This window comes from Rhodoferax ferrireducens (assembly GCF_003347515.1).
Classification (GTDB): Bacteria; Pseudomonadota; Gammaproteobacteria; order Burkholderiales; family Burkholderiaceae_C; genus Rhodoferax.
In genome coordinates this window covers 55218-80522 of sequence record NZ_QEII01000304.1, presented here as the reverse complement: position 1 = coordinate 80522, position 25305 = coordinate 55218, and the positions used below count along the sequence as shown (strand labels likewise).

The following is a 25305-nucleotide window of genomic DNA, read 5'->3' as shown; positions in this document are numbered from 1 at the left end:
TCAGCAACGGCTGCAGATGAGTTTTTGAATGGCCGGCTGTTTGACATTCTCGCGGGTTACCACGATCGCCTCGGTGAAGATGGTGCGGTCCTTGATGGGCGCTTGGTGGATGGCCGCCACAGCGGCCTTGATGCCCTGGTATCCCATCTGGTAAGGATTCTGGACCACCAGCCCATGGATCTCCCCGCTTTCCAGTCCCTGAATCAACAAGTCGGTCGAATCGAATCCCACAAATTTTATTTTGCCAGCCAGACCCTGCTCGCGCAATGCCCGCAGCATGCCATCGGTGGAAGATTCGTTGACGGCAAACACGCCATCAACCGCAGGATGTTTCTTCAGCATCGCGGCGGCGCTACGACGCAACTTGCCGGTTGAGCCGCCGCCATACACGTCGTCCACCAGCGTGATATGGGGTGCATATTCCTTCAGGTAGGTGATGAAGCCCTGAGCCCGGTCATCCGTGGACGCGCTGCCGGCCAAGGTTCTGAGCATCATGACACGACCACGTTTGCCCAACAGATCGGCCATGCGCTTCGCGGCCAATTTGCCGCCATTGATGTTGTCGGTCGCGACCTGGTTGGTGTGGTAGTTTCCGTCCAGCGCGGAGTCCACCACAATCACCTTGATGCCCAGCGCCACGGCCTTGCGGACAGGCTCAAGCAGGCGCGCCCGGTCCGTTGGCGCGATGAGGATCGCGTCCACGCCAGGCTGGGTATAGACCTGCAGAATCCGGATTTGCGAGTCGGTGTCGGCGTTGTGCACGGGGCCTCGCCAGGTCAGCTTGATGTTGCCGTCTTCAGTGACGGCTTTTTCCACGCCGTTGCGCATCAGATCCCAAAACACCTGGTCGCTGGATTTGGGAATGAACACGATGTTGAGAACCTTGTCGGCCGCATGCGCCAGCACCGGCAGCAGCAAAAGCCAAGCAATCAAAACGAAGAAGATTTTTTTCATTCAATGAGCACTTTGGCATTGAGGCAGTCCAGCCGACGATAACCTGATCACACCATAACAAGCCAAGGGAAAACCCGGTACTCCGAGCCTGAGAGCCCGAGACAGCTCAGAACGTTTCGGTATCGACTTCGCTGTTGCCCTGTGCGTTGTAGCGCGAGCCAACCACGGTGTTCTGGTTGATGAGGCTGTCGAGCCTGGCCAGGATGGCCGGGCTCAAGGGCACGTCCGCCGCGTCCAGGTCTTCCGCCAGATGGGCTGTACTCGTGGTGCCAGGGATGGGAATGATGTGCTCGCCCTGGTGCAGCAGCCAGGCCAGCGCCAACTGGGCCGGCGTGCAACCCACCTCCTTGGCCACGGCCTTGTAGGCTGGCATCAGCTTGAGGTTGGCGGCGTAGTTGTCGGGCGCAAAGCGCGGCATGCTGCGGCGGATGTCTTTGGCATCCAGCGTGTTCACATCCTGCAAGGTGCCGCACAGAAAACCGCGCGCCACCGGGCTGAAGGCGACAAAGGCGACACCCAGCTCCTTGCAGGCCTGCAGCACGGCAATTTCCGGGTTGCGCGTCCACAGTGAATACTCGGTCTGCACTGCCGCGATGGGGTGCACCGCGTGGGCCTTGCGCAAGGTGGCGGCCGAGACTTCGCTCAGGCCAATACTGCGGATGTAGCCTTTGCGCACCAGGTCGCTCAGGGCGCCCACGCTGTCTTCGATCGGCACCTTTTTGTCCCAGCGGTGCAAGTAGTAGAGATCGATCACGTCGGTCTGCAAGCGACGCAGACTGTCCTCGCAAGTCTTTCTGAGGGTCTCGGGGCGGCCGTCAATCACGCGCACCAGTTTGCCGTCGCCATTCAAGTCCACGCCCTGCATGCCGCACTTGCTGGCCAGGGTAAATTTTTGCCGGTGCGGGCTCAATACCTTGCCGACCAGGGTTTCATTCGCGCCGAAACCGTAGAGCGTGGCGGTGTCAAACAGCGTGACACCGGCGTCCAGCGCGGACAGCAGCACGCGCTCGCCCTGCTCGGCCGAAACCGGTGCGCCGTAGGCATGGCTCAGGTTCATACAGCCCAGGCCAATGACGGAGACGGTGAATGGGCCAAGTTTGCGTTGTTGCATGTGTAGTTTCCTCATGAGACGTGAAATGGATCGCCACGGCCTTTGGCCTCGCGATGACGAAGATGCGCCGTCATTGCGAGCGTAGCGCGGCAATCCATGGTTTGCCAGCGGCTCAAGCCCGATGCGTCTGCCTCACCCATTCGGGCAGCGGCGGCGACCGGTGCAAAACGTCTTCACTGAGCCACAGCGTGCTGCGCCGGGCGCGTTGCGCCACGACGTTCAAAGGCAGTTGCTGGTAGTCGTCGTTGAAGACTTCATAACTGTAGTCGCCCTGGTAGCCAATTTTATCCAGCCGCAGCACCAGGTCCGCCAACTGCTCGCTGTGCACGCCCTCGCCCGGAAATACCCGAAAGGTGCGCGCCGTGGTCATGCGTTCTTCAAAGCTGGGCGTGTCATGCCACATGAAGTCAGAAAGTTGAACCAGATAGATGCGCGCCGGGTCCAGGTCCTCAATGCTGTCCAGCGAGGTCTTGGCCGCAAAGATGTGAAACGAGTCCAAGCCAATGCCGAGATTGGGACAGTCGGCGCGGCAGACCACATCCCAAGAGGTGGTGAACTCGTTGACGGTGTGGCCCCAGGACAAGCCTTCATAAGCCACTTTGATGCCCAGCGGCACGGCCAGCATGGCCAGCTTGCGCAAATCGCTGGCAATCGCGTCCAGGTCCTGGCTGGCGTGTCTTGACGTAGACGAACAGGCCAACAACACCTTGCTGCCCAGCGCGGCGCACATCTCCAGCATCGACCGGGCGATGTCAACCTTGTAGCCGTGCAGGTGGCCGGACAGTCCTTCGAAATCACGCAGCACCTGAAAGCCGGTGGGCCGCAGCCCGCTGGCGCGCACCGCCGCCACCGCCGCCGGCACGCCACCGGGGTGACCCACGATGTCACGCGCGCTGAGCATCACCTGGGAAAAACCAGCGTCGGCCATGGCGGCCAGCTTGGCCTCCAGCGGCCCGGCCAGGGTGATGGTGTCCATGCCAAATCCATCCAGCAAATTCATGGTGTCACCTCAAACAACTTGATGAACCAGCTCGAACGAGACCGCGCCCAGCACGGTGCGGGTCAAGGCGCCCCGGTCTTCCGGGTGCAACTGGGCCGACTCCACAAACTCAACGCCGCGCGATTTGAGCAGGCTCACGGCCGCGTTCACGTCGGGCACGCCAATGCCCAGGCGTTGCAGGCATTCGGGTGCCTCATCGTCGTCCATCATGGGATCGGGTTCGATCAGTTGCCACAAGAACCGCCCGCAGGGACTTCGCATGAGCGTGCCCTTGGGCAGGATGCCGAAGCGCTGCTCATCGGGGATCAAGCTGAAGTCGAACATGCGCTCGTAATAGGCGATCCAGTCGGCGCTGCGAGCGGCGCCGATGTATTGCACCAGACCAAAATAGCTCATGCCGGCCAGCGCCGGCGGTTTCAAGTCCACCGTAGGTATGGGCACGAAGTCAATGTCATAAATCGAAAACTCCTGCCAGCGGTCCACAAAGTAGAAGCGGCTGCCGCCGGGGCCGCGGATGCCCGGAATATGCAGCTCCATGGCCTGTACGTGGCTGGGTACATCCCAGGCGCCCAGGGCCATGCAGCGGGTGTGGGCCTTGAGCGCGTCCTGCACCCGAAAAGCCACCGCCGAGATCATGGGATGACCGCCCACGGTCGCACTCACGCGCGCGTCGTCCGGATGGGCGTTGACCACCAGGTTCATGCCGCCCTGGCGGTACAGAATAATCTCGCGCGAACGGTGGCGTGCCACGGGCCTGAAACCCATGCTCTCCAGCACCTGCCCCAGCGCTTGCGGGCGGCTGGTGGCGTATTCGATGAACTCGATGCCGTCAATGCCAAGCCGGTTGGCCATCTCGGGCACCGCTTCGCGGTCGGGGGTTTGCTGGCTCATGGATCTGCTCCTCAATAACTGATTTGGGCCACGGCGCGCAAGGCGTCGGGGGTGGTGCTGGGAAATCCAAAAAACTCCAGGTAGACCGGGATTTGCTCGAACAGCATGTCCGAACCGACCTGTATCCGGCAGCCACGCGCCTGGGCGGCGGCAAGAAAAGCGGTCATCTCGGTTTTCATCACCACCTCGCCGACAAAGGTGCTGGCGGCTATGCGTGACACATCCATGGGCATCGCATCGCCCGCGTTCATGCCCATGGGCGTGGCGTTGACCACCAGGTCAAACCCGGCTGGATCATTGTTGCCGGTGCTGACCTGCAGCGCCGGGTAATGTTGGCGCAGGCGTTCGCCCAAACCCGTCGCGGAGGCGGCATGGACATCAAACACGCTGATGGCGCCGACACCCGCCGCCGCCAGCGAGGCCGCGATGGCACGACCGACTCCGCCGCTGCCCACCACCAGTGCGCGTGCGCCCTTGAGGACCAAGCCCTTGCGCAACACACCGCGCACAAAGCCCTCGCCATCAAACATGTCGCCTTGCAGGCGGCCATCCGGCAAACGACGAACCGCATTGCACGCGCCGGCAATCGCGGCCGTAGGCAACACCTCATCCAGCAGTCCGACCGTCGCGACCTTGTGCGGCATGGTGATGAGCGCGCCACGGATGTTGGCGAGTTTGAATATCGCGCGCAGAAAGTCCGGGTAGTCCTGCACCTGGCAGCCCATGGGCACCACGATGGCATTGACGCCCGCCTGCTCGAACCACGGGTTGTAGATCATCGGCGCCTTGAAGGCGTGCGTCGGAAAGCCGATGTGGGCAATGAGTTCCGTATTGCCGTTGATCATTTTCAACCTGCCTTTGCAGCCGAGATGCTGGACACGGCGGCGCGCAGTGCCAGCAGGTAGCTGTCCACGCCAAAACCGCAAATCTGGCCTTTGACGATCTCGGCAAACACCGACACATGGCGGAAGGCCTCGCGGGCGTGGATGTTGGACATGTGCAGCTCGACGATCGGACAGGTCAGGATGGCCAGTGCATCACGGATGCCGTAGGAGTAGTGGGTCCAGGCACCGGCGTTGATCAGGACGGCGTCCACGCCGTCGGCGTAACCCTGGTGAATGCGCTCGCACATGACGCTTTCGCTGTTGGTCTGGAAATACTCAAGGTCCGCACCCAGCTCTGTGCCCAAAGCGCCCAGGCTGGCGTTGATCTCATCGAGCGTGATGGTGCCGTATTGCTTGGGGTCACGTTTGCCGAACATATTGTGGTTGATGCCGTGAAGCATGAGAATTTTCATGATGAGTCCTTGCTTGGGGGATGAGATCAGGGGTTTGATAAATGGACGACCTGGCCGGTCCTGGCCGCTTCGGCAATGGCTTCGGTGATGCGCAGGTTCTGCAGGCCGTCGCGCGCGCTGACCAGCGGCTGGGCCTCGCCGCGAACCACGGCGCCGAAGTGTTCGATCTGGTGTTTCAGCGGGTCGTCGCGCACCATGCCGACCACGCCGACTTCGAATTCTTTCCACCAGGAACGGTCTTCGGGACGTGGATAAGTCTTCAGGCGCATCGTCGGCACCGACAGGCTGCCATTCGTGCCGGTGATGACATAGCAGTCCTCGTCTTCATAGCTCGGGTAAGCCTTGTTTTCCTGCGAGGTCTGCTCCCAGCTGCGCGGGCAGGCCGCAGTGTCAGACAGCATGAAGCTGCCCAAAGCGCCACTGGCAAAACGCAGGTTGATGGCGACCGTGTCTTCCACCGGGAAGCCGCGCGTGGCATGGCTGGCGAACGCCTGCACCGCGACGATGTCGCCGCACAGCATGCGCAGGTTGTGGACCTCGTGAATCATGTTCAAGAGGATCGGGCCGGCGCCGATTTCGCGCCGCCAGGGCGCCGCGGCATAGTAGGGGTCGGGTTTGAAGAAGGTGGCACTGCCCATGACGGCCACCAGTTTGCCGAGCTTGCCGGAATCCACCACTTCTTTGGCTTTGGCCATGATCGGGCTGTGCGCCCGGTGGTGGCCAATCAGCACTTTGGCGCCCGTTTCATCCACGACTTTAAGCAGCTGTTCGCCCTCGGCCACGGTGGTGGCGATCGGTTTTTCCAGCAGGATGGGCAGACCGGCGGCGATGCACTGCAAGGCCTGCGGCACATGCAGCTGGTTGGGGGTGGCCAGGACCAGGCCGTCGGGCCGATCCTTGGCCAGCAGTTCGTCGAGCGAGGCGTACAGCGGCACGCCCGCTCTGGCGGCCAGCTCTATTGCAGCAGGCGACGGATCGACGATGGCGGACAGTGCACAGCGCGGGCTGTTCTGCGTCACGCCCATATGGGCCTGGCCGATGTAGCCGGCGCCGGCAACAGCGATACGTGTTTTGTTCATGTCAGGAGGGGGCTAGCCCCGCGTGCATTGCGAGTGCTTGGGTGTTGATGAGCGGGTCACCCGCACGGTTCAGCCGCAGCAGGTGACCCGTAGCCGGTTTTTTTACTTGCGGACTTTGGCCAACTCGCCTTGCATGGCCTTCACGGTGTCCTGGCCCACGGCCACAGCGTACTTGGCGATCACGGGGCGCATCTTGTCGCGCAGCTTGTCCATCTCAGCCGCAGGCAACTCGGTCACTTGCATGCCGGCTTTCTTGAGCTGGTCCAGTGTGCCGCCAGCGGCATCACGCGCCGCCTGGCGCTGGTACTTGGCGGCTTCCAGCGCCGCATCAGAGAACAGTTTTTTCTCAGCCGGCGACAAGGTATCCCACAGCTTCTTGCTGAAAATGACGGACTGCGGGTTGTAAACGTGATTCGTTAGCGCGAGGTGCTTTTGCACTTCGGGAAATTTGTTGGCCAGAATCACGTTGAGTGGGTTCTCCTGACCGTCCAGCGCCTTGGATTCCAGCGCGGCATAGACCTCGGGAAAAGCCATGGGCGTGGGGTTGGCGTCCAGCGCCTTGACCCAGTCCAGGTTGATCGGATTGGGGATCACGCGGATCTTCAGGCCGGCAATATCCGCCACCGTGTTGATCGGGCGTTTGCTGTTGGTCATGTTGCGAAAGCCCAGTTCCCAATAGGCCAGGCCAACCATGCCTTTGTCCTGCAGCTTGTCGTGCATCATCTTGCCAAAGGGACCGTCCACCACAAAGTCGGCTTCCTTGGCATTGGCAAACTGGAAGGGGAAGTCATAAATGGCGAATTCCTTGACCTGGCTGGCCAGGATGCCGGAGTTCATCACCACCATTTCCAGCGTGCCGCCTTGGAGGGCCGACACATTGGGTGCATCGCCACCAAGCACGCCGCCGGGGAACATGTTGACCTTGATCTTGCCGCCCGACTTGGTCTTGACGATCTCGGCAAATTTTTCCATGCCCATCACGATCGGGTGGCCCTTGGGATTTTGCGTGGCGAACTTGATCGTGCGCTCTTTGATGTCCTGCGCGCTGGCCATGCCCACAACAGCCAGAGCAGCAGCGGCCACCAAAGTTTTAATCAACATGCGTTTCATGGTTGTCTCCTGAATAAATTAGCCAGTACGCGAATCTTTAAGGTGCAAGACATGGCGTACCAGACACGCCTTGCACCGAGGAAATCAAAAAACGATCAGCCGTAGAACCAGCGCGCAGGCACCATGACCAATTGTGGAAACAGCACCATCAGGAACATGATGGTGAACTGCGCAATCATGAAAGGCCACACGCCCTTGGTCACCTCGTCCATGCTGACCTTGCCAACGCCGGCCACGGTATTGAGCACCGTGCCGACCGGTGGCGTGATCAGGCCAATCGCGTTGTTGATGATGAAGAGCACGCCAAAGTAAACCGGGTCAATGCCGGCCGCCTTGACGATGGGCATGAGCACCGGTGTCAGGATCAGGATGGTCGGCGTCATGTCCATGGCCGCACCCACCAGCATCACCAGCACCATGATGGCCATCATCAGCAATTTCGGGCTGTCCAGCAGCGGCTGCAGCAGGGTGACAACCTCGTCCGGCAGCTGCGCCACGGTGATCAGCCAGGCCGAGACCATGGCCGCCGCCACCAGGAACATGATCACCGCCGTGGTCTTGGACGCCGCCAAAAGCAAACCGTACATCTGTTTGAGCTTGAGCTCTTTGTAGACCAGGGTGGAGATCAACATGGCGTAGACCGCCGCCACCACAGCGGCTTCCGTCGGCGTGAACACGCCGAACTTCAAGCCCACCACGACGATCACCGGCAGCACCAGCGCAAAGGTCGCGTCCTTGAAGGCAGCGAATACGTCGGCCTTGGACTTGCGCGGCGGCACCGCCACGGTTTCCTTGCGCGCCACATACCACCAGGTCACCACCAACGACAGGGCCAGCATGATGCCGGGGAAGATGCCGGCCATGAATAGCTTGGAAATCGACACGTTGGCCGCCACCCCGAAGATCACAAAACCGATGCTGGGCGGGATGATGGGGGCAATGATGCTGGCCGAAGCCAGCAAGCCAGCGGAGCGCGCCTTGTCATGACCCGCCGCCACCATCATGGGCAGCAGCAAGGCCGACAGCGCAGCGGCATCCGCCACGGCCGAGCCGGACAAGGCCGCCAGCATCACGGCCGCCACGATGGCCACATAACCCAGGCCACCCTTGATGTGACCCACCAGCGTCATGGCAAAGTTGACGATGCGGCGCGACAGACCGCCCGCGTTCATCACCTCACCGGCCAGCATGAAGAAAGGCACTGCCAGCAGCGGAAAACTGTCCGCCCCGTTGATCACGTTTTGCGCCAGGATTTGGGCGTCAAACATGTCCATGTGCCACATCAAGGCAGCGCCGCACAGCAACAAAGAGAAAGAAATCGGGATACCAAGTGCCATGGCACCCAACAGCGACCCCAGGAAAATTGCGATAGTCATGTGAAGTTCTCCGGGTTCAAGGGTGGGGGTCGCCGTGCGGCATGTCGTCGGATTCGCGGATGCCGACCAGCTCTTCATCAGCGAGTTGTCCGCTCAGCAAGCGCCAGAAGTCGTTCAGCAGGATCACGGCGCCGGAGACGGCGAACACCAGACCACAACCGTAAAAAATGGCCATGGATACTTCCATCGCCGCGCTGGTGGAATCCCAATTGATCTTGACCTGGTCCAGCGTGCCCTTGAAGAGCAACCAGCAGATGAACAGCATCAGCACATGGCCCAGCCCGAGGCAGACTTTTTTCCCCCTGGCGTTCAGGCGCGACACCAGCATGTCGGTGCCCAGATGCGCGCGCTCATTGAGCGCGACGATGGCACCCAGGAAGGTGAGCCAGACGAACAGCCAGCGCGACAGTTCCTCGCTCACCGTAATGCCGGAGTTGAGCGCGTAGCGCAACACGACATTGGTGAACACCAGCACCACCATCAGCGCCAGGCTGGCGACCATCAGCCAGGACAGTACCTGGCAGTACTTGTTTATCACTTTTTGGATCACGTTTTGTCTCCTGTACGAATCATGCTCATTAATGTACGAACTAGTTAGTTTTCACAAATCAGTAGTTACCCTAGGCCGAAGAGCAGCTTCGGCCATAGCTGATATAGCAAAAGTTGCTAGATGCGCACGAAACGCACAATCATCTCGGTGATGCTGTTGCGGCGGGCGGTCACCGCTTGCTGCGACTGCGCATCGTTTTTGAAGATCAGGCTGAAGGTGTACTGGTTCGAGACGTTGAAGAACGTCAGCGCGGAGATGGAAGCGTGAATGTCGATCGGCTCCAGGCCGGGCCGGAAAACGCCCTGCGCCACGCCCCGCTCGTACAGCATGCGAATGGACTGGATGGCCGGCACATTGAGTTCCTGGATGCTCTGGCTCTGCGCCAGGTAGGCGCCACGTTCCATGTTTTCGGTCATCACCAGCCGGATGTAGTCCGGGTTGCTGCTGTGGTGGTCGAAGGTGAATTCCACCAAGCGCCGCAGGGCCGCTTCGGGCGCCAGGTCTTCCAGGTGCAATTCGGCCTCGATTTGCCGCATGCGGCGGTAGGAGTCTTCCAGCACCGCCACATACAGGCCTTCCTTGCTGCCGAAGTAGTAATAAATCATGCGCTTGCTGGTCTTGGTGGCGGCCGCGATCTCGTCGATGCGCGCGCCGCTCAAGCCCTTGGCGGCGAATTCGGCGGTCGCCACTTCGAGAATGCCGGCCATGGTGCGGGCCGGGTCGTTGGTGCGGGAGACCGGGGCCAAGCGGGTCGTCGCCCGGGGTGCGGCCTTGGCCTTGGTTTTGACTGCGCGCGTGGAATGTACTAACTCGTTCATTCCTGAAGTATAAAAGGCGCCGGCGGGACATGGGAGTAGCCATTTCCAGGGTTAACACCTAGTAACGCGAGCCAAAAACAAGGCGTGACGGACTGCTTTTACACCAGCGGAACCGTCAGCTTGTTGATCACCGTACGGGTATCGGGTCGAACGCCGCGCCACCAGACAAAAGCTTCAGCGGCCTGCTCTGCCAGCATGCCCACGCCGTCAGCCAGCTGTTTGACGCCGGCGTTTTGCGCCAGGCGCAAGAAAGGTGTCAGGCCCTTGCCGTAGGCCAATTCATAGGCCAGGCCACAGTTGGCAAACACGCTGGCCGGCACCGGCGGCAGCTCGGCGCGCAGGCTGGCCGAGGTGGCGTTGAACACCACGTCAAAGGTCTGCCCGACCAGCTCGGTGTAGGCGCAGCCACGCACGTTCCCTTTGGCTGCGCCGATTTTCGCCAGCTCAAGTGCCTTGTCCACGCTGCGGTTGGCAATCACCAGCTCGGCCGGGGCCTGCTCCAGAAATGGCAGCAGCGCGCCACGGGCGGCACCGCCGGCGCCCAGCAGCAAGATGCGTTTGCCCTTCAAGGAGCAGCCCAGGTTGTGGGTCACGTCGCGCACCAGACCGACGCCGTCAAAGTTCTCGGCCAACACGCGTGCGCCATCAAACTTCATGGCATTGGCCGCGCCGGCGAGTTGCGCCCGCTCGGAGCGTTCGGTGGCGTAGGCAAAGGCGTCGAGCTTGAACGGCGCGGTGATATTCAGGCCCAAACCACCCAAGGCGCGGAAGGCATCGACCGCACCGGCAAACCCACCGAGCGGCCCTTCAATCGTGGTGTATTGCATGTTCTGGCCCGTGGCTTGGGCGAACATGCCGTGGATCAGCGGCGATTTGCTTTGCTGGATGGGGTTGCCGATAACGGCATAAATAGATGTAGCCCCCGCGCTTGCCACTGCGTGTGCGGCGGTCATGATGCGCTCCGGTTTTCGAGTTGGCTGACGGCGTCTTCGGCGTACAGCACACCGTCTTTGACGAAGGTGTCGATCTCCTGCGCCGAATAACCCACGCTGGCCGCGATGTCGCGGTTGTGCTGGCCGAGCAGCGGCGCGGGACCGCTGGGCGATGTATCACATTCGGAAAAGCGAAACGGCAGATTCGGCAGCTCAATCTTGCCCAGCAGCGGGTGATCCTGTTCCACCACCATGCCGCGTGCCAGGGTTTGCGGGTCGCTCAGCACTTTATCAATCGTCTGCACCGGTGCCGCGGGAACGCCGGCGGCGTCGAGTTGTGCGCAGCAGTCCGCCACGCTGGCCTGGACCAAAGCCCAGGCTTGCACCTTGGCCAAGATGGCCTCGCGGTGCATATTGCGCCCGGCCTGGTCGTGAAAACGGGTGTCTGCCGCATAGGCCTCGCCGCCAATCAGTTGGGCCAGACTCTTCCAGGTGTCCGTCATCTGGGCGGCGATGACCAAGTAGCCATCTTTGGCGGCAAACGAGCCATACACCGTGCTTTGCGGCAGGTCATGGCCGGTCTGCACCGGCAACTCCGTGCCGCCACTCATCAAATAGCTTTGTGCCGCGAAGTCGTGCATGGAGATCATGCAGTCGTACAGGGCAATGTCGATGTGCTGCCCGCGACCGCTGCTCACCCGGCCAAACAGCGCAGCGCAAATCGCCGACACACCGTGCATGCCGGCGTACATGTCGGCGATCGGCATGCGAAACAGCGGCGGCGGTTCACCCGGCACGCCAATCAGCGACATGGCACCGCTTTTGGCTTCGGCAATCAGGCCGAAGCCTGGACGATGGGAGTCTGGCCCGGTGTGACCGTAGGCCGAGACCGAGCAATAGACGAGTTTGGAGTTGCGACCGGCAAGCTCGTCATAACCCAGCCCCAGTTTGTTCAGGGCACCGGGGCGGTAGTTCTCGACAAACACGTCGGCGCTGTCGGTGAGCTTGTGCATCATGCCCAGGCCACGCGGATCACGCAGATTGATGCACAAGCCCTGTTTGCCCATGTTCTGCTGCATGAAGTAGCCGCTCTGGCCTTTGACGATAGTCGGGCTGGCACGCCCGGCATCCCCCGCAACCGGCCGCTCGACCTTGATGACCTCAGCCCCCATGGCGCTCAAACAACGCGAGATGTGCGGGCCGGCCAAAAAGTGGCTGTAGTCGATGACACGGATGCCGGCCAGCGGCAAAGCCTGTGTGGGCTTGGTTTGTGATAGTTTAGTCATTAAATATGCCTCTAGCCCTCGTGAATAGGGTGCAAATAGCTATTAATTTAGTAGCGCTATTGAACTTCTCGCAATGACGAGACGTGGGACGGGACGTGGCCTCAAACTGGCCTTCTGGGCACCATCAGGCGATGCTCGCCCTTGTGCACCACCTGCCCGTGCTGGTTGATCAGCTCGGCGGGCAGCACCACAATGCCCCAGCCCGGCTTGCTTTTCGACGGCCGCATGCTGCCCACCGAGAACTTGATGTGCAGCACGTCGTTGATCTTGATCGGCAGCAAAAAGTCCCAGGTCCAGCCCAGCGACATGCCGGGCAAAAAGCGGTATTCGCACTGCGTTTTCAGGCCGTCGGCCACCGACAGGCCCATCAGGCCGTGCGCCACACGGCAGCCAAAGTGCGAGGCCTTGGCGTATTCCTCGTCCACATGCACGGGCGTGAAATCGCCGGTGAGTTCGGCGTAGGCATCAATGCGTTCGGCGGTGACGGTATAGGTCGGACTGCTGCATTCGTCGCCGACCTGGGCGTCGTCCCAGTATTTCTCGGGGGTAGTGAACTGGATATTGGGCTTGGGCATGGTCTTGTCTCTTGATAGAAGGGTGTTGATGGCAGCGCGTCAGTTTCAAGCTCTGGGATTGATGGCCAATACCCGGGCCACGGCATCGCCGCTGGCCTGGATCAGTTCCACCGCCAGACCGTCGGGCAATTGCAACCAGTTGCGGCCCTGGGGCAAGGGCTTCACGCACCAGCGCTGGGCGGCGGCCAGGGCGCCGTCGAGGTCTTCGACCATGATGCCCAGATGCGCCAGCCAGCCGGCGTCGTTGCTGGGCGCTGCCTCGAAGTCGGGCGTGCTGATGAGCTGCATGCCGCCGAGGGTCCAGTACTGGCGCGGTGCGTCAGTCGGGCCTTCGATCTCGCGCACGTCCATGCCCAGCACCTCGTAGAAGAAGTTGATGTGCCACTGGATGTCTTTCACGCGCACGGCGACGTGTTCGACATAGGATTTTTTTGCTTGTGTCATTTAAGTACCTTCAAAATTTCAGCGGGCCGGGCTCTGAATGAGGCCACACTCCAGGCCTTTGATACAGGCCACCAGGGTCTGGTTGACCGGCGTCGGTACACCGCATTTGGCACCCCAGCGCACCACCGAGCCGTTCACAAAATCGATCTCGGTGACCGAGCCTTTTTCCAGGCTTTGCAGCATCGAGGTCTTGAATTCATAAGGCAGACCGGCACCGGCTTTGAGCCAGGCCTCGCGCGGGTCGGTGTTGCTGAGGCGGATACCACTGGCCTTCGCTACCGCGATGGCCTCGGCCACCGCCGCCACGCCGCAGGTTTCCAGTTCGGGTTGCTGGTACAGCTCGCCATAGCTCAGGCGCGTGATGCCGGTCAGGGCTCCGGTCGCCACGTTGATGAGCAACTTGTCCCACATGGTTCCCATGATGTTGTCGCTGACGAAAGTCTCCAGCCCGGCGGCGTTAAAGACCTGGGCAATGCGCTGCACGCGCTCGCTCACAACACCGTCCAGTTCGCCAATGTGGGTGTCCTTGCCGCGCGTGCCGATGAGCACATGGCCCGGCGCCAATTGCGAACCGCCGGCGTAGGTCTTGCCGGCCAGCACGCGATCGCGGCCGACAATCTCGGCCAGGATGTCCTCGTGGCCCAGACCGTTCTGCAGCGACAACACGGCCGTGCCCTCCCCGATAAGCGAAGTGGCGGCTGACATGGCGGCGCGCGTGTGAAAGGACTTGACCAGCACGATCACCAGCTCGACCACACCGACCGGCGCGGCCGTGGTCGCCGCATGCACGGCCACCGTGCGGTCGACCCCGCCGTCGCGCAGGATCAGGCCACGGCGGTTCATGGCCTCGACCGGGTCGGCGTTGCGGTTGATCAGCCAGACCTCGTTGCCCGCTTCGGTCAGCACGCCACCGAGTGCGCAACCCAGTGCGCCAGCGCCCAAAATACAAATCCTCAAATCAATCTCCTGCAAGGTTCGGGGTGGATTTTGGGCGCCCTCCTCCATACTGTCCATGCAATGGAGACAATAGACGTCATTGCCCTACACAATAGAAGTCAACACTGCCATGGACGCCGACCCCTCACTGCTCGACATCAAGCTGCTGCGCCTCTTGGACCAGCTCTACACCACGCGCAGCGTGACGCGCTCGGCCGAGGCGCTGGGCCAGAGCCAGCCCACGGTCAGCATCTGGCTCGCCAAGCTGCGCCAGCAGCTCGGGGACCCACTGTTTGTGCGCACCGCTGAAGGTATGCTGCCGACGCCGCGCACCGATGCGCTGATCAGCACCGTGCGCGAGGTGCTGGCCGGGCTGCAACGGCTGACGCAGGCCGGCGCGCCCTTTGACCCCTCGACGGCGCAGCTGCGCTTCACGATCTGCATGACCGACGCCAGCCACATCACCCTGCTGCCGCAGCTCCTGGCACATGTGCGGGCCGTCGCCCCCGGCGTGGTGCTCGCGGCGAGTCGCATCGACGCTCATCTGGCCCAGGCCTTGCAGACAGGTGAAGCCGACCTGGCCTTGGGTTTTTTGCCCTGGCTGGACGCCGGTTTCTACCAGCAGACGCTGTACGCGCAAGACTGGATTTGTCTGGCCAACGCCCACCATCCGCGGGTGATCGACGACGACGTGGCGCACTGGAACCTAGCGCGCTACCAGGCCGAGGCGCACATCAGCATCAGTTCCGGCACGGGCTACCAGCTGCTCGACGACACCGTGGCCTCACAACACATTACGCGTAACCTGCGGCTAGAGATGCCGGGTTTTCTGGGCCTGTCGGCCATTCTTTCCAGCAGCGACCTGATCGCCACCCTGCCCCGCCACATTGGCGAAACCCTGGCCCGCGCCGCCGGGCTGCGCGTGCTGCCCTGCCCATTTGAGATACCCGGCTTCACCGTCAAACAGTACTGGCACGCCCGTTACCACCACGATGCCGGCAACCGATGGCTGCGCGGCCTGTGCGCCGAATTATTCATGAAAAGTGGTTCTAGCCCTTGATGGATATGCGCAGGTAGCTATTAATTTAGCAGCGTACACCCGCACAGCTTGTCACCGTGTATTTTGAGAATTCCCCGTTGCTGATCGTTCTCAACGACCGGGCCTCAGTTCGTGTATCAAATCATCCGCCACTGAATACGCTTTCGCCGACACGAGCCGAGGAGACAACGTGAAGCGACTTGTCCGAGTTTCTGGCACCGCCGTCTTGGTTCTCCTACTTCTTGCCAGCATCGCGATCTGGGACGCAGCCTTTCGCACGCCATCCACGAACCTCCTTCCGCTTGCAGACGGACTCATTGCCGTTACGTCTTCCTCCGGCCAAGCGCTACTTGCTGAACGGCGTTTCGTCGCCGACTACGAGAAACTGACACAAAACTTCGAGTCCCAATCCCGACCGGCCTTTTGTGGCGTCGCCAGTTCTGTTGTTGTGCTGAATGCGCTACGAAGCGCGGTGCCCCGAGTGACGCAATCGACATTCTTCACCGACGCCGCCAGCAAAGTTCGAGGATCGCTCCAAGTCACCTTTGCAGGAATGTCGCTGGCACAGCTGGGCGACCTCTTGAGCGCCCACGGTCTGGAGGTCACGCTTTTCTACGCTTCCGACACCCCTGTTGACGCCTTCCGCTCCATCGCCAGTGAAAACCTCAGGACGAGCGGTGACTTCTTGTTGGTCAACTACCAACGTGCCGCGCTGGGTCAAGGCGAGATCGGCCACATATCCCCGCTTGCGGCCTATGACGCAGCCACTGATCGTTTTCTGATCCTGGACGTGGCGGCGTACAAATACCCGCCGGTCTGGGTCTCCACCGCAGCGCTGTGGAATGCGATGAACACGACCGACAGCTCATCTGACCGCACGCGGGGTTTCATCGTCGTGCGGAACGGGGATTCATCCAAAGCGGATTCCCCGCCCGGACAAGCGCATGGGAGCCCATCAAGATAGCGCCATGCAATGGCAGCGATGCCATGGTTTGAGACCTTGCGCAGCCCAGCTTGTCACCGCGTTCATTTGAGAAAATCCCGTATTTGATTGTTCTCAATTCACAAGCTTCAGTTTGTGAATCAAATCGTCAATCTGCACAAACTGGCAGAAACCTCGAAGGAGGCCATATGAAAGCCGAGCACACAACACCCGCGACCATCGACGACTACATCGCAGCGTTCTCGCCAGAGGTCCGATCGATTCTGGAGCGAATAAGGGTGACGAAAAAATGATACCCAATCGTGGAGATGGCAATGAACAACGCAGTGCAGCCAAAACACTTTCTTCCTGGCGACGGCAAAGTCTACAAGATCGGGCGGATGACCATGACGTTCAAAACTACCGCCGAACACAACCGGGATGCCTATACCCTTTGTGAAGCGATCGAACCTCCTGCGTCTGGAGCAGGGCTTCACCGGCATCCGACATACGATGAGACATTCATCATTTGCGAAGGGCACTATGAATTTCAACTTGACGAAAAAATGCTCAACCTGGATCCGGGGGACGTGGTGTTTGTGCCGAGAGGCACTCCTCACAGCTTTATGAGCATTGGCCCAGAAACCGGTCGCCAGCTGATTATCAGTTCTCCCGGCGGCATCTTCGATGCCTTCATCGCTGAAGTTGCAACATCGATGGTTGATAGTGGATCCCCGTCAAGGCCCGGTGCCGCAACGGACTTCAGAGCTATTGCGGCGAAGTATGGGATGGAGTTCCTGAGCTGAGCGCCTGTACCAATTTTCATATTCACGCGGGGCGGGTGAACGTAGTAGCGGCCGCAACTCATATGTTGATCGTTCTCAATTCGCAAGCGTCAGTCTGTGACTCAAATCGTTAGTTCGTGAGTACGCTTGTCACCGGCACGACCACCTTCAGGCAGGCGAGTAGATTGCAGAGCAGGGCTACCGGGTTTCATGGCAAATTTATGACGAATAGCGATAGGCGTGTGCGGCACCGCCTTCAACTGCCGCGATTGCAGGAGTCATCCTATGAAAATGCTACTTACGGTCGAAATCCCACATGAGCCGTTCAACTCCCTCGTCAGAAGCGGACAGGCGGGCGAGATCATTGGACGTATCCTCGAAACCATCAAGCCGGAGGCGGCCTACTTCACTGAGCAGGATGGAAAACGCGGCGCAGTCCTCGTGATCGACGTACAAAATTCGTCGGATGTTCCCAGCTTTGCAGAACCCTTTTTTCTCAGCTTCGAGGCCAATTGCAAATTCCGGATTCTGATGAGCCCCGAGGACTTGCAAAAGGCGGGCTTGGGAGAGCTCGGCAAGACATGGGCGAGATAAGCGATTCGTGGAACAAGGGCGATGCCTACGAGCGGTATGTGGGACGCTGGAGCCGTCTCGTTGCCCATGAATTTCTCGACTGGCTGAACCCTCCTCCGTCATTGCGCTGGCTTGACGTGGGCTGCGGAACAGGTGCCTTGACCGCCGCCATTTGGGAGAAATGCCAGCCCGGCGAGCTTATCGGAATTGATCCTTCGGAGGGATTTCTGACGAACGCGCGAACGCGCCTTGACGGCCATGCGACGTTTCACGTTGCCAACGCGTTAGATATCCCGCTGCCTGGCTCTGCGGTTGATGTTGTGGTCTCTGGGCTGGTGCTCAACTTTGTTCCCGATACCACTCGGGGTCTCGCCGAAATGCGGCGTACGTCGGTGGCTGGCGGAACGATCGCGGCCTACGTTTGGGACTACGCGGACAAGATGGAACTCATGCGCTATTTCTGGGATGCCGCTGTTGAACTGGACAGCGCAGTTCGCGAGTTGGATGAAGACGTTCGATTTCCGCTGTGCCATCCGGATGCGCTGGAACTCGCGTTCCGCGATGCCAAGCTGTCAGCGATCCGGGTCAGGCCGATTGACATTGCCACGCGATTTTTGGACTTCGACGATTACTGGGCTCCATTCCTCGGTGGGCAAGGTTCTGCACCGACCTACGCCATGTCCCTGGATGAGGCGTCACGTAACAAGCTGCGAGATCGAATTCGCCAACGTTTGCCCACGGAATCCGACGGCTCAATTGCGCTGATCGCCCGCGCATGGGCCATCCAGGGCCGGGTGGGTGGCCCCAATTAACCAGGAGATTCAGACATGTCCAAACTGCGCTTCAAAATCTCCATGTCACTCGACGGTTTTGTGGCGGGCCCTAACCAGAGCGTGCAGAACCCGCTTGGCATCGGCGGCGGGCGCCTGCACGAGTGGGCTTTCCAGTTGGAGGTGTTTCGTGCCCTCCTTGGCCTGGAAGGTGGAGAGGTCAACGAAAGCACCACGGTCGTCGAGGAATCCCTCGCCAACATCGGCGCCAGGGTAATGGGGCGCAACATGTTTGGTGGCCACCCCGGCCCATGGGATGCCCAACATCCATGGAATGGCTGGTGGGGCGTTGATCCGCCCTTCCATCACCCGGTGTTCGTGCTCACCCACCACGCCCGCGCGCCACTCGAACTTGAAGGAGGAACGAGCTTCACCTTTGTCATCGACGGCATGGAGGCGGCGCTCGAACAGGCCCGGCAAGCCGCCGGAGGCAAGGATGTGTCGCTCGCTGGCGGTGCCAAAGCCGCCCAGCAGTACCTCTCTGCCGGCCTGGTGGATGAGATGGAGATCAATCTCGCGCCGACGCTCCTGGGCAGCGGTGAGCGCTTGTTCGCGGGTGTTGGCGACGACCTGCACGGCCTTGAACTCGTTCGGACAGTCGCCGCGCCCAAGGTGACGCACCTCAAGTTCGCGAGACGCTAAGCCTTGTTGATGTCAGCGAGATTTGCCGGACAAGCGGTTGCAGCAGCACTGCACTTGTAAACACCAACACAGGCGGCCACCGCGTTTTTTTGGGGCTTGCTCACTGTTGATTTTTCTCAATTTGCAAGCTTCTGTTTGTGAATCTAATCGCTAGCGAGTGAGTATGCTTTCGCCGACACGAGCACCTTCGGAGAGGCGGATAGATGGCGCCATGAGGCGCGTGCGGGCAGCACCAACGAGGAGAAAGCATTGAGAAGGAATACTGTCATCCCGCTCGAGACCGCCCCAAGTCGTCCATCGTCGGCCAGCGCGTCACGAGGCAACCGGCTGGAACCGATTTTGATGCGACCGCGTCCTGGGCGATGAGGACAGCGTCTTTGGGAGAGGTCAAACCACTAAGGAGATCTCGAAAATGAATACTGCAACAGGACTAACAGGGCGCGTCGACACAACCGTGCTTGAGCAGAAGGTCAAGGCGATGTATCGCGATGTAGCTCTCGATCCGCACGGCGAGTTCCACTTCGAGATGGGACGTGCGCTCGCGGAGCGGCTCGGCTATGCGCCCGCCGACCTCGATGCCATCCCGAGCGAAGCCATCGACTCGTTTGCGGGCGTGGGCTACTACTTCGATCTCGCTCACCTGAAGCCGGGCGAGACGGTGGTCGATCTCGGCAGCGGGTCGGGCACGGACAGCTTCATCGCCGCCGGCAAGGTCGGCAAGACCGGCACCGTGATCGGCGTCGACATGACCGACGAGCAGCTCGCCAAAGCGGAGCGCCTGCGCGCCGCGGCGGGATTCGGCAACGTCACCTACCGCAAGGGCTACATCGAGGCGACCGGACTTGCTGACGCGTCGTGCGACGCGGTCATCAGCAACGGCGTGATTAACCTCGCGCCGGACAAAAGCAAGGTCTTCCGCGAGGCCGCGCGCCTGCTCAAGCCGGGAGGGCGGCTTGCCCTCGCCGACATCGTCACAGAAATGCAGCTGCCCGAGGGCATCACCTGTGACGCCACGCTCTGGGCCGCTTGCATCGGGGGCGCGATGCAGGTCGGCGATTACACCTCGGTGATCGAGGCAGTGGGGTTGCGCGTGACGCAGGTAAGGGACAACCCGCAATACCAGTTCATTTCGACGAACGCCCAAGGTGCGTCGCGCAAGTATGGCGTGAAGAGCGTCTCGCTCGTCGCGACGAGGAATTGAAGGCGCGGCCGTCGGGACTGCGGCTGTGCCGCGCTTCCACCGATATGGCAACAGTCCTCCTCCGCGGTCGAGCGAGTTTACTCTTCGTCCCGATGACGCCGAATCGGGTAGGCAACTGCTTCTAACCGTGGCCCCACACACCACCCACCGTGCGGGTCCGCAATGGACGGTTCAACAAGTCGGCACGCTCGACGAAGCCTTTTCTTTCTTTGCCGTGTAACCCTGTGCCTTGCCCCACAGGTCCTTCACACTGAGCAAACCCTGCTCCTTTAGCCACGCGTTGGAAACTGCTTGGTTTATGACTGGAGTTCTGGACATCTGCCAGTAGCTGTTGCTACTGACACCGTGCTGGATTGCCGACTTCAGGCTCACGCCCAAAGCCAGCAAGTTCTTGATCTTCGTGCACGACCAGCGCCACTGTTTCCAGTAGCACATGCGCACGCGCCGCCTGATCCACTCGTCCAGCTCCGGGACCGGCCGATAGTACTGGCTGATGCCGTAATACGCCGTCCAGCCCCGAAGATATTGCCCCAGTTTATGCAATCGGTATTCCATGGATACCCCCAGCTTCTTCCCGTGAGTTCCTTGACCCGGTGCTTGAAGTTAGCCAGTGCCTTATCGGTCCAGCGTATCTTCTTGCCCTTGATCGTGAAGCCCAGAAAGGGGCATTCGCTCATCGGTGTCACCCGGCTGTCGGCGGAATTTGCGCGGAATTATTCATGAAAAGTGGCTCCAGCCCTTGATATACATGCGCAAATAGCTATTCTTTTTATAGCATATTAACCAATGACCTAGCTCTCGCTGGGGTCGTCGGCCTGTCGATTCACCAGCGCCCGGCCATACAGGGGATGGCGCATGCTGCGGACCTCGTGCTCCAGGGTGGCGAGCACGGCGCCAGTGTCGAGGTCGGTGATGTCCTGAAAGCGATACTGGCTCTCGTTGCTCTCCTCGGTGATCAGGCCACGCTCCAGCAGACGCCGGTGCACACCGGAGAAATCAGCGACGGTGATCTGGACATGGTGACCGTCGAATGGCGGCAGCGCGCGTCCCGTTTCGCGGAACACCAGGCTCTCGCTCAAACCCATGGGAATGCGCGCGAAGACAGCACCGGCAGCCTCAACGCCGCTATAGGCCGGTGCACCGAGAACCTCGGTGTAAAAGCGGGCAATGCCCGGGGCCGTGCCGGGGGTGGTGTCAATCTCGACATAGGGCATGCCCAGGCGCATCCGGCCAAAGCGAGCGGGGTCCGGTGCGTGCACGCGGATGCGGTTGCCCCAGGGACAGGTGACATCCACCGACGCGTCAGTGCGAACAAAACTGAAGTGGGTATTTTTCAATAGCGACTGAACACTGGCCAGCCGCGCCATCAAGGCGTCCAGGTCGGGCATGACCAAGCCCACCACGCCGCGCAGCACCTGCGCTGGCCCGACCGGCAAGTGAAACTGGCAGCTGCCGACATTGATCCAGGCGTTGTCGATACCCGTCCTCAAGTAGGGGTCGCGCGTCAGACCCAGCCCCATGAGGTAGAAGACGATGGCGCGCTGCTGGTCCGGCACGCGGACGTTGACGTGACCGAACTCGACAATGTTGCCCACGTCTTCGGTGCTGCGGTTGAAGACGGTTCTTTTCATCGTTCCGTGACGTTCATTGACTGAGCTGCTGCTCCAGATCGTGCAGCACCTGGTAACACGGCAGAACCTGGGCCACGCTGCTGTTAGGCGCACGGCCCTCGCGGATGGCGGCGAAGAATTCGCGGTCTTGCAACTCGATGCCGTTCATGGACACATCGACCTGGCTGACGTCGATCTTTTCTTCCTTGCCGTTGAACAGATCGTCGTAACGGGCCAGGTAGGTGGCGCTGTCGCCGATGTAGCGGAAGAAAGTGCCGAGCGGGCCGTCGTTGTTGAAGCTTAAGGACAGCGTGCAGATGGCGCCGTTGGCGGCCTTGAGCTGGATGGACATATCCATCGCAATGCCCAGCACCGGATGAATCGGACCTTGTACCGCATTGGCTTTGACGATGGGGCTGCCGCACTGGTAGGCGAACAAATCCACTGTGTGGGCTGCGTGGTGCCACAGCAGGTGGTCAGTCCAGGATCTGGCCTGACCGAGCGCGTTCATGTTGGTGCGGCGGAAGAAGTAGGTTTGCACATCCATTTGCTGGATGTTGAATCGGCCGGCCGTGATTTCCTTGTGCACATACTGGTGGCTGGGGTTGAAACGACGGGTGTGGCCGCACATCGCCACCAGGCCGGTCTGCTCCTGCATGGCCGCCACTTCCAGCGCGCCATGCAGGGTGTCAGCCAAAGGAATTTCGACCTGCACATGCTTGCCGGCTTTCAAGCAGGCAACGCTTTGCGCGGCGTGCATTTGCGTCGGCGTGCAAAGAATGACAGCGTCCACTTCTTTCAGGGCCAGACTTTCGCTCAGCTCGGTCGTGACGTGGCCGATGCCGTATTGGGCGGCCACTTCTTTGGTCTTGTCCAGGTCGCGGCTGATCAGCGAGACCACTTCAACGCCGTCAATGTTCTTGATGCCGTCGAGATGTTTGATGCCGAAGGCACCGGCGCCCGCGAGGGCGACTTTGATGGTTTTGCTCATTTAAGTATTCTCCAGAATCAGGTGACCCACGGCCGTGTTGCTCGCAGGGACATGATAAAAACGGTGTTTTACGCTGACTGGGTGTGCGCTGGCAGCTATATTTTCAGTAGCATCCCCTGGCACATCATCCATCGCGCCACGGGCGATCAGCCACATCACGAGTTCAATCCCTTCAGACCCGGCTTCGCGCACGTAGTCGATATGGGGAATCGCGGCGGCGGCAGCGGGGTCGGCAATCAGTTTGTCGAGAAAAGCGTTGTCAAACTCCTTGTTGATGAGCCCCGCGCGCGGACCCTGCAGCTGGTGGCTCATGCCGCCCGTGCCCCAGATCTGCACGTTCAGGTCTTTGTCAAAACTGTCCACCGCGCGGCGGATAGCCTTGCCCAGGTTAAAGCAGCGCTGGCCACTGGGCACGGGGTATTGCACCACGTTGACGGCAAACGGAATCACCGGGCAAGGCCAGGCGTCAGGCTGACCGCACATCAAACTCAGCGGCACGGTCAGGCCGTGGTCCACGTCCATCTTGTTGACGATGGTCAGGTCAAAGTCCTGCTGAATGACCGACTGCGCAATGTGCGCGGCCAGTTCGGGATGACCTTGCACGACAGGTACAGGGCGCGGGCCCCAGCCTTCATCCGCCGGCTGGTAGGACTCCGCCGTGCCGATGGCAAAGGTGGGAATCATGTCCAGGCTGAAAGCGGTGGCGTGGTCATTGAAGACGAGGATGATGACATCGGGCTTGCTGTCCTTCATCCACTGCTTGGAAAACTCGTAGCCCTTGAACAAAGGCTGCCAGTAAGCCTCGGTGGTCTTGCCCAGGTCGATGGCCGCGCCGATGGCGGGCACATGAGAGGTGTAAACGCTGGCGGTAATTTTGGCCATGGTCAGGCGCTCGCTTTCTGTTGAGATGCACCTTTGGCACTGCCTTGGGGTTGGCGGTGCGCTTGGGCGTCGCCGTCTTCACCGACGACCCGGTTGCCCTCGACCGAGCGGCCGCCGGCGATCATCATGTTGCGGTATTCCTCTTCGGTCATGCCGGTCATGCTGCCCGCCATTTGCTGGAAGCTCTTGCCATCGGTGGCGCCAATTTTGGCCAAAAAGTAGATGTTGCCGCCCGCCGCAATACAGCGGTTGAGGTCGCGCGCCAGCACCGCCAGCGTCTGCTCTTCCGTCATCGGCCATTCATCCAGGTAGGCCCGCTCGTTGGCCTTGAAGCGCTCGCGGTTGGCCGCCTTCATGAGTGACATGCAGAACTGGTTCAGGTGGTAACCCTTGCGGCTTTGTTCGGCATCAAAAATGGTGGTGCCGGGCACGTCGAGGTATGGTTTGTCGAGTGACATGATCAGGCTCCCCAGTACAGGCGGGTCGGGTTGTCGACCAGCAGTTTTTGCTGCAGTTCGGGCGTGGTCGCGATGTGCGGAATGAAGTCCACCAGAAGGCCGTCGTCAGGCATGTGGTCCTTCAGGTTGGGATGCGGCCAGTCGGTGCCCCACAACACGCGATCCGGGAAGGTTTCCACCAGGCGTTTGGCAAAAGGCACGACATCGGCATAGGCGCCATTTTCCAGGTTGGGTTCGCCGTTCAGGGCTTTCGGGCCGCTTATTGAGAGGCGTTCGGGACAGCTCACCTTGCTCCAGATGTTCGTGTGCTCGCGCATCATCTTCACGAACAGTTCGAACTCGGGGCCATCCACCGGCTTGCTCACGTCGGGGCGACCCATGTGGTCCACCACCACCGTGGTGGGCAAGGCGGTGAAGAAGTCGTACAGCTCGGGCAGGTCTTGTGCTTCGAAATAGACCACCACATGCCAGCCCAAAGGCGCGATGCGGTTGGCGATCTCCAGCAACACCTCGCGCGGCGTGAAGTCGGCCAGGCGTTTGACGAAGTTGAAGCGCGTGCCGCGCACACCGGCGGCATGCATGTCCTGCAGCTCGGCATCGGTCACATCGCGCTTGACGGTGGCGACACCGCGCGCCTTGTTGTTGGACGCTTTCAGCGCATCGACCAGGGCGCGGTTGTCAGAACCATGGCATGTGGCCTGCACGATGACGTTCTTGTCAAAGCCCAGGTGGTCGCGCAGGGCGAACAGCTGCTCTTTGGAGGCATCGCACGGCGTGTACTTGCGCTCGGGCGCGTAGGGAAATAGCGCGCCGGGGCCGAACACGTGGCAGTGCGCATCGACTGCACCTGCAGGCAGCTTGAAGCGCGGTTTGCTCGGGCCGGCGTACCAGTCGAGCCAGCCGGGGGTTTTGGTGAAGCCTTCGGTTTGGGTGGATTCCATGCGATTCCTTTAATTTTGCTAGTAATTAAATAGCTTCTTGCGCACTATCTATAAGGGCTAGAGGTCGATTTG

At 60.7% G+C, this 25305-nt stretch carries 29 protein-coding genes; 7 read left to right on the top strand and 22 right to left on the bottom strand.

The genetic code is table 11. From position 1 onward, the window contains the following. From C5P05_RS24440 to C5P05_RS24365, 16 genes are all read right to left on the bottom strand, one after another. Complete coding sequence (locus C5P05_RS24440; protein WP_114972467.1) at positions 1 to 954, bottom strand: substrate-binding domain-containing protein; 954 nt, start codon at positions 952 to 954, stop codon at positions 1 to 3. Between the two features lie 106 nt (positions 955 to 1060). Then, positions 1061 to 2065 (bottom strand): aldo/keto reductase, encoded by a 1005-nt coding sequence (locus tag C5P05_RS24435; protein ID WP_114972466.1) that lies wholly within the window; start codon positions 2063 to 2065, stop codon positions 1061 to 1063. Positions 2066 to 2177: 112 nt separating this feature from the next. Beyond that, a complete protein-coding gene (locus C5P05_RS24430) occupies positions 2178 to 3065 on the bottom strand; it encodes a sugar phosphate isomerase/epimerase family protein (RefSeq protein ID WP_114972465.1) in 888 nt (295 codons plus the stop codon). Positions 3066 to 3074: 9 nt separating this feature from the next. After that, entirely contained in the window at positions 3075 to 3956 is an 882-nt protein-coding gene (locus tag C5P05_RS24425; protein WP_114972464.1) for a 4-hydroxyphenylpyruvate dioxygenase, read from the bottom strand. Positions 3957 to 3967: 11 nt separating this feature from the next. Continuing rightward, positions 3968 to 4801, bottom strand: a complete 834-nt coding sequence (locus C5P05_RS24420; protein ID WP_114972463.1) for a shikimate dehydrogenase family protein — start codon at positions 4799 to 4801, stop codon at positions 3968 to 3970. A gap of 2 nt (positions 4802 to 4803) precedes the next feature. Then, positions 4804 to 5253, bottom strand: coding sequence for a type II 3-dehydroquinate dehydratase (locus C5P05_RS24415; protein WP_114972462.1), 450 nt, complete (start codon positions 5251 to 5253; stop codon positions 4804 to 4806). 26 nt (positions 5254 to 5279) lie between these two features. Then, a complete protein-coding gene (locus tag C5P05_RS24410; RefSeq protein WP_114972461.1) occupies positions 5280 to 6332 on the bottom strand; it encodes a Gfo/Idh/MocA family protein in 1053 nt (350 codons plus the stop codon). A gap of 102 nt (positions 6333 to 6434) precedes the next feature. Further along, positions 6435 to 7442 carry a TRAP transporter substrate-binding protein gene (locus C5P05_RS24405; protein WP_114972460.1) on the bottom strand — a complete coding sequence of 336 codons (1008 nt, stop codon included), beginning with the start codon at positions 7440 to 7442 and terminating at the stop codon, positions 6435 to 6437. Positions 7443 to 7537: 95 nt separating this feature from the next. Then, a complete protein-coding gene (locus C5P05_RS24400) occupies positions 7538 to 8818 on the bottom strand; it encodes a TRAP transporter large permease subunit (protein ID WP_114972459.1) in 1281 nt (426 codons plus the stop codon). Between the two features lie 16 nt (positions 8819 to 8834). After that, positions 8835 to 9368, bottom strand: a complete 534-nt coding sequence (locus C5P05_RS24395) for a TRAP transporter small permease (protein WP_198674849.1) — start codon at positions 9366 to 9368, stop codon at positions 8835 to 8837. 116 nt (positions 9369 to 9484) lie between these two features. Then, positions 9485 to 10186, bottom strand: a complete 702-nt coding sequence (locus tag C5P05_RS24390; RefSeq protein WP_114972458.1) for a TetR/AcrR family transcriptional regulator — start codon at positions 10184 to 10186, stop codon at positions 9485 to 9487. A 98-nt stretch (positions 10187 to 10284) separates the two neighbouring features. Further along, positions 10285 to 11139, bottom strand: coding sequence for a shikimate dehydrogenase (aroE, locus tag C5P05_RS24385; RefSeq protein ID WP_114972457.1), 855 nt, complete (start codon positions 11137 to 11139; stop codon positions 10285 to 10287). Then, on the bottom strand, positions 11136 to 12404 hold the full coding sequence (locus tag C5P05_RS24380) for a CaiB/BaiF CoA transferase family protein (RefSeq protein ID WP_114972456.1): 1269 nt from the start codon (positions 12402 to 12404) through the stop codon (positions 11136 to 11138). The genes aroE and C5P05_RS24380 overlap by 4 nt, the downstream gene beginning before the upstream one ends. A gap of 101 nt (positions 12405 to 12505) precedes the next feature. Beyond that, on the bottom strand, positions 12506 to 12979 hold the full coding sequence (locus C5P05_RS24375; protein WP_114972455.1) for a MaoC family dehydratase: 474 nt from the start codon (positions 12977 to 12979) through the stop codon (positions 12506 to 12508). A gap of 45 nt (positions 12980 to 13024) precedes the next feature. After that, entirely contained in the window at positions 13025 to 13423 is a 399-nt protein-coding gene (locus C5P05_RS24370; protein WP_114972454.1) for a VOC family protein, read from the bottom strand. An 18-nt stretch (positions 13424 to 13441) separates the two neighbouring features. Next, the gene (locus C5P05_RS24365) at positions 13442 to 14380 is read right to left on the bottom strand and encodes a ketopantoate reductase family protein (RefSeq protein ID WP_198674848.1); all 939 of its coding nucleotides are present in this window, start codon (positions 14378 to 14380) and stop codon (positions 13442 to 13444) included. Between the two features lie 109 nt (positions 14381 to 14489). Between C5P05_RS24365 and C5P05_RS24360 the strand changes: the two genes are divergently transcribed. The 7 genes from C5P05_RS24360 (at position 14490) to C5P05_RS24330 (ending at position 20351) form a co-directional block, all read left to right on the top strand. Further along, positions 14490 to 15419: a LysR family transcriptional regulator gene (locus C5P05_RS24360; protein WP_114972503.1), complete on the top strand. Its 930-nt coding sequence runs from the start codon at positions 14490 to 14492 to the stop codon at positions 15417 to 15419. A gap of 169 nt (positions 15420 to 15588) precedes the next feature. Then, entirely contained in the window at positions 15589 to 16362 is a 774-nt protein-coding gene (locus C5P05_RS24355; RefSeq protein WP_232834651.1) for a phytochelatin synthase family protein, read from the top strand. Positions 16363 to 16655: 293 nt separating this feature from the next. Next, entirely contained in the window at positions 16656 to 17126 is a 471-nt protein-coding gene (locus C5P05_RS24350; RefSeq protein WP_157979447.1) for a cupin domain-containing protein, read from the top strand. Positions 17127 to 17390: 264 nt separating this feature from the next. After that, positions 17391 to 17699: a panthothenate synthetase gene (locus C5P05_RS24345; RefSeq protein WP_114972451.1), complete on the top strand. Its 309-nt coding sequence runs from the start codon at positions 17391 to 17393 to the stop codon at positions 17697 to 17699. Further along, entirely contained in the window at positions 17687 to 18490 is an 804-nt protein-coding gene (locus tag C5P05_RS24340) for a class I SAM-dependent methyltransferase (RefSeq protein ID WP_114972450.1), read from the top strand. The genes C5P05_RS24345 and C5P05_RS24340 overlap by 13 nt, the downstream gene beginning before the upstream one ends. A gap of 15 nt (positions 18491 to 18505) precedes the next feature. Continuing rightward, complete coding sequence (locus C5P05_RS24335; protein WP_114972449.1) at positions 18506 to 19150, top strand: dihydrofolate reductase family protein; 645 nt, start codon at positions 18506 to 18508, stop codon at positions 19148 to 19150. 412 nt (positions 19151 to 19562) lie between these two features. Continuing rightward, positions 19563 to 20351, top strand: coding sequence for a methyltransferase domain-containing protein (locus tag C5P05_RS24330; RefSeq protein WP_114972448.1), 789 nt, complete (start codon positions 19563 to 19565; stop codon positions 20349 to 20351). Between the two features lie 171 nt (positions 20352 to 20522). Here C5P05_RS24330 and C5P05_RS24325 read toward each other — a convergent pair whose 3' ends face one another. The 6 genes from C5P05_RS24325 to C5P05_RS24300 form a co-directional block, all read right to left on the bottom strand. Next, positions 20523 to 20918 carry a group II intron maturase-specific domain-containing protein gene (locus C5P05_RS24325; RefSeq protein WP_269813965.1) on the bottom strand — a complete coding sequence of 132 codons (396 nt, stop codon included), beginning with the start codon at positions 20916 to 20918 and terminating at the stop codon, positions 20523 to 20525. A gap of 224 nt (positions 20919 to 21142) precedes the next feature. Continuing rightward, on the bottom strand, positions 21143 to 21982 hold the full coding sequence (locus tag C5P05_RS24320) for a VOC family protein (protein ID WP_114972447.1): 840 nt from the start codon (positions 21980 to 21982) through the stop codon (positions 21143 to 21145). Between the two features lie 13 nt (positions 21983 to 21995). Beyond that, positions 21996 to 22952 (bottom strand): Gfo/Idh/MocA family oxidoreductase, encoded by a 957-nt coding sequence (locus tag C5P05_RS24315; protein WP_114972446.1) that lies wholly within the window; start codon positions 22950 to 22952, stop codon positions 21996 to 21998. After that, positions 22953 to 23834, bottom strand: coding sequence for a class III extradiol dioxygenase subunit beta (locus tag C5P05_RS24310; protein ID WP_114972445.1), 882 nt, complete (start codon positions 23832 to 23834; stop codon positions 22953 to 22955). A gap of 2 nt (positions 23835 to 23836) precedes the next feature. Then, positions 23837 to 24292, bottom strand: a complete 456-nt coding sequence (gene ligA / locus C5P05_RS24305; protein WP_114972444.1) for a protocatechuate 4,5-dioxygenase subunit alpha — start codon at positions 24290 to 24292, stop codon at positions 23837 to 23839. Positions 24293 to 24294: 2 nt separating this feature from the next. Next, on the bottom strand, positions 24295 to 25233 hold the full coding sequence (locus C5P05_RS24300; RefSeq protein ID WP_114972443.1) for an amidohydrolase family protein: 939 nt from the start codon (positions 25231 to 25233) through the stop codon (positions 24295 to 24297). Positions 25234 to 25305 lie beyond the last annotated feature (72 nt).